This window comes from Streptomyces sp. SID11385, from assembly GCF_010548245.1.
Classification (GTDB): Bacteria; Actinomycetota; Actinomycetes; order Streptomycetales; family Streptomycetaceae; genus Streptomyces.
The window spans coordinates 1-6,398 of record NZ_JAAGLR010000418.1; the positions used below are offsets into that span (position 1 = coordinate 1).

The window sequence follows — 6,398 nt, forward strand, 5'->3', positions numbered from 1 at the left end:
CGCTTCGAGGAGCGCCGCCGCCGTCCAGTGGCCGCGCGTGCGGGTGCGCAGGCGCTCGTCCAGCTCCAGCGCGCGGGCCTCCTCGAAGAGGTCGAGCACGGCGTGGCTGTCGCTGCCGAGCGAGAGCGGGCTGCCCGCCTCCTGGAGGGCGACGGCGGGCCCGATGCCGTCCGCGAGGTCGCGTTCGGTGGTCGGGCACATGCACGTACCGGTGCCGGAGGAGCCGATGAGGCGGATGTCCTCCCCGGTGAGGTGGGTGTTGTGCACGCCGGTCGTGCGCGGGCCCAGCACACCGTGCTCGTGCAGGAGCTGGGTCGGCGTCATGCCGTGCGCGGCGCGGCACGCCTCGTTCTCGGCGGGCTGCTCGGAGAGGTGGACGTGCAGCGGTGCCCCGCGGTCGCGCGCCCAGGCGGCGACAGTCGCGAGCTGGTCGGCCGGTACGGCGCGCACCGAGTGGATCGCCGCGCCGACGACGGTGTTGTCGTCGCCGCGCAGCCGGTCCGCGCGGCGGGCCCAGGCGTCCGCGTCACCGTCGGTGAAGCGGAGCTGGTGGGGCTCGGGCGGGGCGCCGAAGCCGGAGGAGAGGTACGCGGTGTCGAGCAGCGTGATGCGGATTCCGGCCTCGCGCGCGGCCTCGACGAGCGCCTCGCCCATCGCGTTGGGGTCGGCGTAGGGGGTTCCGTCGGGCTGGTGGTGCACGTAGTGGAACTCGCCGACGGCCGTGATGCCGCCGAGGGCCATCTCGGCGTACACGGCGCGCGCGAGCCGGTGGTACGAGTCCGGGGTGAGGCGCGCGGCGACCCCGTACATCGTCTCGCGCCAGGTCCAGAACGTGCCGCGCGCCCGCTGCGTCGCCGCGCGCAGAGCGCGGTGGAAGGCGTGCGAGTGGGCGTTGGCGAGCCCCGGCAGGGTGAGGCCGCGCAGGACCTCCGCCCCTGGCGGCGGGCTCGGGACGCCTTCGGTGAGCGAGGCGATCCGGCCGTCCGCGCCCGCCGTCAGGACGAGGCCGGAGGCGGTGCGGCTGCCGAGCCACGCGTGTTCGAGCCAGTACGTCAGCGGCACGCCGGCTCCTTCCGTCCCTCGCACGCCAGCTCCTCCAGTACGTCCGCGAGGGCGGTGACCCCCGCGTGGCAGTCGGCGCGCTCCGCGTGCTCGGCGGGGGCGTGCGAGATGCCGGTCGGGTTGCGTACGAACAGCATGGCGGTCGGGATCACGGCGGAGAGGATTCCCGCGTCGTGTCCCGCGCCCGTGGGCAGCACGGGGACGTCGCCGGGCAGGATGCGGCCCAGTTCCTCGCGCAGCGCGTGGCCGAACTCGACGACGGGCGTGAAGGACTCGCGTACGACGGCGAGGTCGACGCCCTCGCGCGCGGCGGCGTCCCGCGCGGCCTCCTCGATCGCGCGCACGACGGTGTCCAGGGTCTCCTGGTCGGCCGCGCGCGAGTCGAGCCAGCCGCGCACGAGCGAGGGGATCGCGTTGACGCCGCCCGGCACGACGTGGAGCTTGCCGAAGGTCGCGACGGCCTGCGCGAGCGCGGCCTCGCGGCGCGCGGCGAGGACCGTCTCGGCGTACGGGAGCATCGGGTCGTGCCGGTCCACGAGCCGGGTGGTGCCCGCGTGGTTGGCCTCGCCGCGCCAGTCGAAGCGCCAGCGGCCGTGCGGCCAGATCGCGCTGGCGATGCCGACCGGGTCGCCGGTCAGGTCGAGCGCGCGGCCCTGCTCGACGTGGAGTTCGACGTACGCGGAGACGCGGTTCAGGCGCGCGTCGTCGGCGCCGATCGCCTCCGGGTCGAAGCCGGCGCGCTCCATCGCGTGCGGGAGGCTGACGCCGTCCGCGTCGCGGAGCCGGAAGGCGTCCTGCTTCGTGAGCGCGCCCGCGCTGAGCCGGGAGCCGACGCACGCGAGGCCGAAGCGGGCGCCTTCCTCGTCGGCGAAGTTGGTGATCGCGAGGGGTTTGCGGGGCGCCGCGCCGCGCTCGCGCAGGGCGTCGAGGGCGGCGAAGGCGGTGACGACGCCGAGGGGGCCGTCGTAGGCGCCGCCGTCGGGTACGGAGTCGAGGTGCGAGCCGGTGACGACGGCGTCCTCGCCCTCGGGGTCGCCGAGCCAGGCCCACTGGTTGCCGTTGCGGTCCTCCTCGTACACCAGCCCCCGGTCCGCGGCCTGCCCGCGGAACCAGTCGCGTACGTCGCGGTCGGCGTCCGTCCAGGCGAAGCGGCGGTAGCCGCCGCTGTCCTTGTCGCGGCCGAGCGGGGCGAGGGTGTCCCACATGCGGTCGAAGTCGTCGGGGGTGCGGGAGGGGGCGGCGGGGGCCGGGGCGGGCGCCGCCCCGGCGGTGCCACCGCGCGGGGTGGGCTCGCTCACGCGGCGCCGCCCTCGCCCGTACCGTTCTCGCGCATCGGGATGCGGACGCCCTTCGCCTCGGCGACGGCCTCCGCCTCCTCGTACCCGGCGTCGACGTGCCGGATGACGCCCATGCCGGGGTCGTTGGTGAGGACGCGGCGGATCTTCTCGGCCGCGAGCGGGGTGCCGTCGGCGACCGTGACCTGGCCCGCGTGCATCGAGCGGCCCATGCCGACGCCGCCGCCCTGGTGGAGCGAGACCCAGGAGGCGCCGGAGGCGACGTTGACCATCGCGTTGAGGAGCGGCCAGTCCGCGATGGCGTCCGAGCCGTCCTTCATGGCCTCGGTCTCGCGGTACGGGGACGCGACGGAGCCCGTGTCGAGGTGGTCGCGCCCGATGACGATCGGGGCCTGGAGCTCGCCCGACGCGACCATCTCGTTGAAGCGCACGCCCGCCTTGTCGCGCTCGCCCTGGCCGAGCCAGCAGATCCGCGCGGGGAGGCCCTGGAAGTGGACGCGCTCCTGCGCCATCTTGATCCAGCGGTGCAGCGACTCGTTCTCGGGGAAGAGGTCGAGGAGCGCCTGGTCGGTCTTGTAGATGTCGCTCGCCTCGCCGGAGAGCGCGGCCCAGCGGAACGGGCCCTTGCCCTCGCAGAACAGCGGGCGGATGTAGGCGGGGACGAAGCCGGGGAACGCGAAGGCGCGCTCGTACCCGGCGAGCTGGGCCTCGCCGCGGATCGAGTTGCCGTAGTCGAAGACCTCGGCGCCCGCGTCCTGGAAGCCGACCATGGCCTCGACGTGCCGCGCCATCGCCTCGCGGGAGCGGCGCGTGAACTCGGCGGGCTTCTCCTTCGCGTACGCCGCCATGTCGGCGAACTCGACGCCGACGGGGAGGTAGGCGAGCGGGTCGTGCGCGGAGGTCTGGTCGGTGACGATGTCGATGGGCGCGCCCTCGGCGAGGAGCTGCGGGACGATCTCGGCGGCGTTGCCGAGCAGGCCGATGGAGAGGGGCTCGCGGCGGTCGCGGGCGGCGGTGGCGAGCGCGAGCGCGTGCGCGACGTCGTCCGCCTTGACGTCGAGGTAGCGGTGCTCGATGCGGCGCTCGATGGCGCGCGGGTCGCAGTCGATACAGATCGCGACGCCGTCGTTCATCGTCACGGCGAGCGGCTGCGCACCGCCCATGCCGCCGAGCCCGGCGGTGAGCGTGATGGTCCCGGCGAGCGTGCCGTTGAACTTCTTCGCGGCGACGGCGGAGAAGGTCTCGTACGTGCCCTGGAGGATGCCCTGCGTGCCGATGTAGATCCAGGAACCGGCCGTCATCTGGCCGTACATCGTCAGGCCCAGCTCCTCCAGGCGGCGGAACTCGTCCCAGTTCGCCCAGTCGCCCACGAGGTTGGAGTTGGCGATGAGGACGCGCGGGGCCCACTCGTGCGTGCGCATGACGCCGACGGGGCGGCCCGACTGCACGAGCATCGTCTCGTCGTTCTTCAGGGTGCGCAGGGTGCGGATCATCGCGTCGAAGGAGTTCCAGTCGCGCGCCGCCTTGCCGGAGCCGCCGTAGACGACCAGCTCGTCGGGGTGCTCGGCCACCTCCGGGTCCAGGTTGTTCTGGAGCATCCGCAGCGCGGCCTCCTGCTGCCAGCCGAGGGCACTCAGCTCGGTGCCGCGAGGGGCGCGGACGGGGCGGGGACCGGACATGGGCTGCCTCCTGGGCGGGGACGGGGTGCCGGGGGGCCTGGGGGCGGGCGCGGACGACACCGGGTGACTCGATTGATTCACATACTCCACTTCTGAATAGCTCTAGTCAATGGTGACAGCGCCCGGCGGGGGCTCGTTCTCCGCGACGAGCCGGAGCAGGCCGGGAAAGCGCCGCTCGATCTCCTCGCGGCGCAGCCGGGCGGCACGGCTGTTGCCCCGGTCCACCTGCCGCACGAGTCCGGCCTCGCGCAGGACGCGGAAGTGGTGGGTACGGGTCGACTTGCCCACGGGCAGGCCGAAGGACGTGCACGTGCGCTCGGTGTCCAAGGACTGCCGGGCGAGCGTCGCGACGACGTGGTAGCGGAGGGGGTCGGCGAGGGCTTTGAGGACGAGCTGGAAGTCGAACTCCTCGACGGTGGGGTGGCCTTCAGCGTCGGGCACGGCGGGTCTCCTCGGGTTCGGAGAGGGGAAGGGGGCGGCGGGGGAAGGCGCCGCCGCGAAGCCAAGGTACTACTTGCGTGAAACCTCGGGACCGTGCCAGGGTGAGGTTCGACGAAGGCCGTACCTATGCGGCCAGTGCCGTCGCCGTCGCCCCGCATCCCCTTCCGGAGTTCTCCGTGACCCCACCCACCGCTGACCCGACCCGCCCCTCCCAGGCACCGCCCGAATCGGCCCCGGACGCCCCGGCCCCGGACGCCCCGGCCCCGGACGCCCCGGCGGCCCCGGGGAGGCTGGCCCTGATCGCCGTGCTGCTCGCGGTCTTCGTCGTCCCCACCTCGATCTCGGGAACTGCCGTCGCGCTTCCGGACATCGGCGCCGGAACCGGTGCGGCGCAGGGCTCGGCCTCCCTCCAGTGGGTCGTCAACGCCTTCAATCTCGCCTTCGCCTGCTGCACCCTCGTGTGGGGCAGCCTCGCCGACCTCATCGGCCGTATCAGGGCCTTCGCGCTGGGGGCGGCCGTCTTCGCCCTCGCCTCGCTGGCCTGCGCGCTCGCGCCCACCGTGTACGTGCTCGACGGGGCCCGCGCGCTCGCGGGTCTCGGCGGCGCCGCGATCTTCGCCTGCGGCAGCGCGATCATCTCCTCCGCCTTCGAGGGACCGGCCAGGGCCAAGGCGTTCGCGCTCTTCGGCACCGTCGCCGGGGTCGGCGTGGCCCTCGGGCCGACCGTCTCGGGACCGGCCGTGGACGCGCTCGGCTGGCGCTGGATCTTCGGGCTCCAGGCGCTCGTCCTGGCCGCCGTGCTCGCCTGCGTTCCCGTGATCGCCCGGAGCGTGCGCGAGCCCGTCGGCGGCGGCGGCCGCCTGGACGTGCGCGGCGCGGTCGTCTTCGTCCTCGCCATGGCGGCGCTGACGTACGCCATCGTGCAGGGCTCGGCGTGGGGCTGGGCCTCGGCCGGGACGCTCGGCCTGCTGCTCGCCTCGCTCGTGCTCTTCGGCGCCTTCGGGGCGCTCGCGAAGCGGACGCCGGCCCCGCTCCTGGACCTCTCGGCCGTACGGAACCGCCGCTTCCTCGCGTACACGCTCGTGCCGGTCGCGGCGTCCTTCGGCTTCGTGACGCAGCTGACGTACCTGCCGTCGTACCTCTCCGGCGTCGCCGGTTACAGCGCCTCGGCAGCCGGTACGACGATGCTCCTGCTGACCCTGCCCGTCCTGCTCCTGCCGATGGCGGGCGCCAAGCTCGTGGAGCGCGGCACCTCGCCGCTCGCCGTCGTCTTCGCCTCGCTCCTGTGCCTCGTCGCCGGCGACCTCGCCCTGCTGGTGCTCGGCCCGGACACCTCGCTCGCCGTGATGGCCCCCGCGATGCTCGTGACCGGTGCCGGTATGGGACTGTCCGCCGGTCTCGTCGACGGCCAGGCGCTCGCCATGATCGAGCCCGCGAAGGCCGGGATGGCGGCGGGCTTCCTCAACACGCTCCGGCTCGGCAGCGAGGCCATCGCGGTGGCGGTGTTCGGCTCGGTGCTCGCGTCGCTGGTGGCGGGGGACGGGGCGGGCGCGGGAGGCGCGGCGTACGACGACGCCTTCCACGTCCTGCTGTGGGTGATGGCGGGCGTGTGCCTGCTGCTGGGCGCGCTCGTCGCCTCGCTCGCGCGGGCGGGCGGGGAGGGGACGGGCCCGGAGGCGGGCGGCCCCCTCCGCCGGGGTTAAGGCGCGTCGCAGCCCAGCACCCGCAGCCGCCGCTCCGTCGCCCCCTCCCCCGTCGTGACCCGCGGCGGGGCGGCCTCCTGGCGCGGCACCTCCACGAGGACACGCTGCCCGCTCTCGTACGCGGACCCGGCCGGGGCGGGCACGTCGAAGCGCGCGGTCGGCGCGCCGCTCGGGGGGCGCAGCCAGGCTCCGACGCGGACGGTGAGCCGTACGCGACC

Annotated in this window: 5 protein-coding genes and 1 pseudogene; 1 reads left to right on the plus strand and 5 read right to left on the minus strand. The window is 74.6% G+C overall.

The genetic code is table 11. The features are described 5' to 3' along the window. From G3I42_RS12825 to G3I42_RS12840, 4 genes are all read right to left on the minus strand, one after another. Positions 1–1,062: formimidoylglutamate deiminase (locus G3I42_RS12825; protein WP_164285486.1), on the minus strand; the 1,062-nt coding region annotated here is incomplete at its 3' end. Then, on the minus strand, positions 1,053–2,267 hold the full coding sequence (locus tag G3I42_RS12830) for an allantoate amidohydrolase (RefSeq protein ID WP_164285492.1): 1,215 nt from the start codon (positions 2,265–2,267) through the stop codon (positions 1,053–1,055). The genes G3I42_RS12825 and G3I42_RS12830, both read right to left, overlap by 10 nt. A gap of 89 nt (positions 2,268–2,356) precedes the next feature. Next, positions 2,357–4,036: a urocanate hydratase gene (gene hutU, locus G3I42_RS12835; protein WP_164285488.1), complete on the minus strand. Its 1,680-nt coding sequence runs from the start codon at positions 4,034–4,036 to the stop codon at positions 2,357–2,359. Between the two features lie 102 nt (positions 4,037–4,138). Continuing rightward, positions 4,139–4,477 (minus strand): helix-turn-helix domain-containing protein, encoded by a 339-nt coding sequence (locus G3I42_RS12840; RefSeq protein WP_164285490.1) that lies wholly within the window; start codon positions 4,475–4,477, stop codon positions 4,139–4,141. Positions 4,478–4,653: 176 nt separating this feature from the next. On the opposite strand from G3I42_RS12840, the gene G3I42_RS12845 reads away from it, so the two are divergent. After that, complete coding sequence (locus tag G3I42_RS12845) at positions 4,654–6,180, plus strand: MFS transporter (protein WP_164285494.1); 1,527 nt, start codon at positions 4,654–4,656, stop codon at positions 6,178–6,180. Here G3I42_RS12845 and G3I42_RS12850 read toward each other — a convergent pair. Continuing rightward, positions 6,177–6,398 (minus strand): annotated as a pseudogene (locus tag G3I42_RS12850) (translation initiation factor IF-2); the annotation flags it as partial. The gene G3I42_RS12845 and the pseudogene G3I42_RS12850 sit on opposite strands and share 4 nt — an antisense overlap.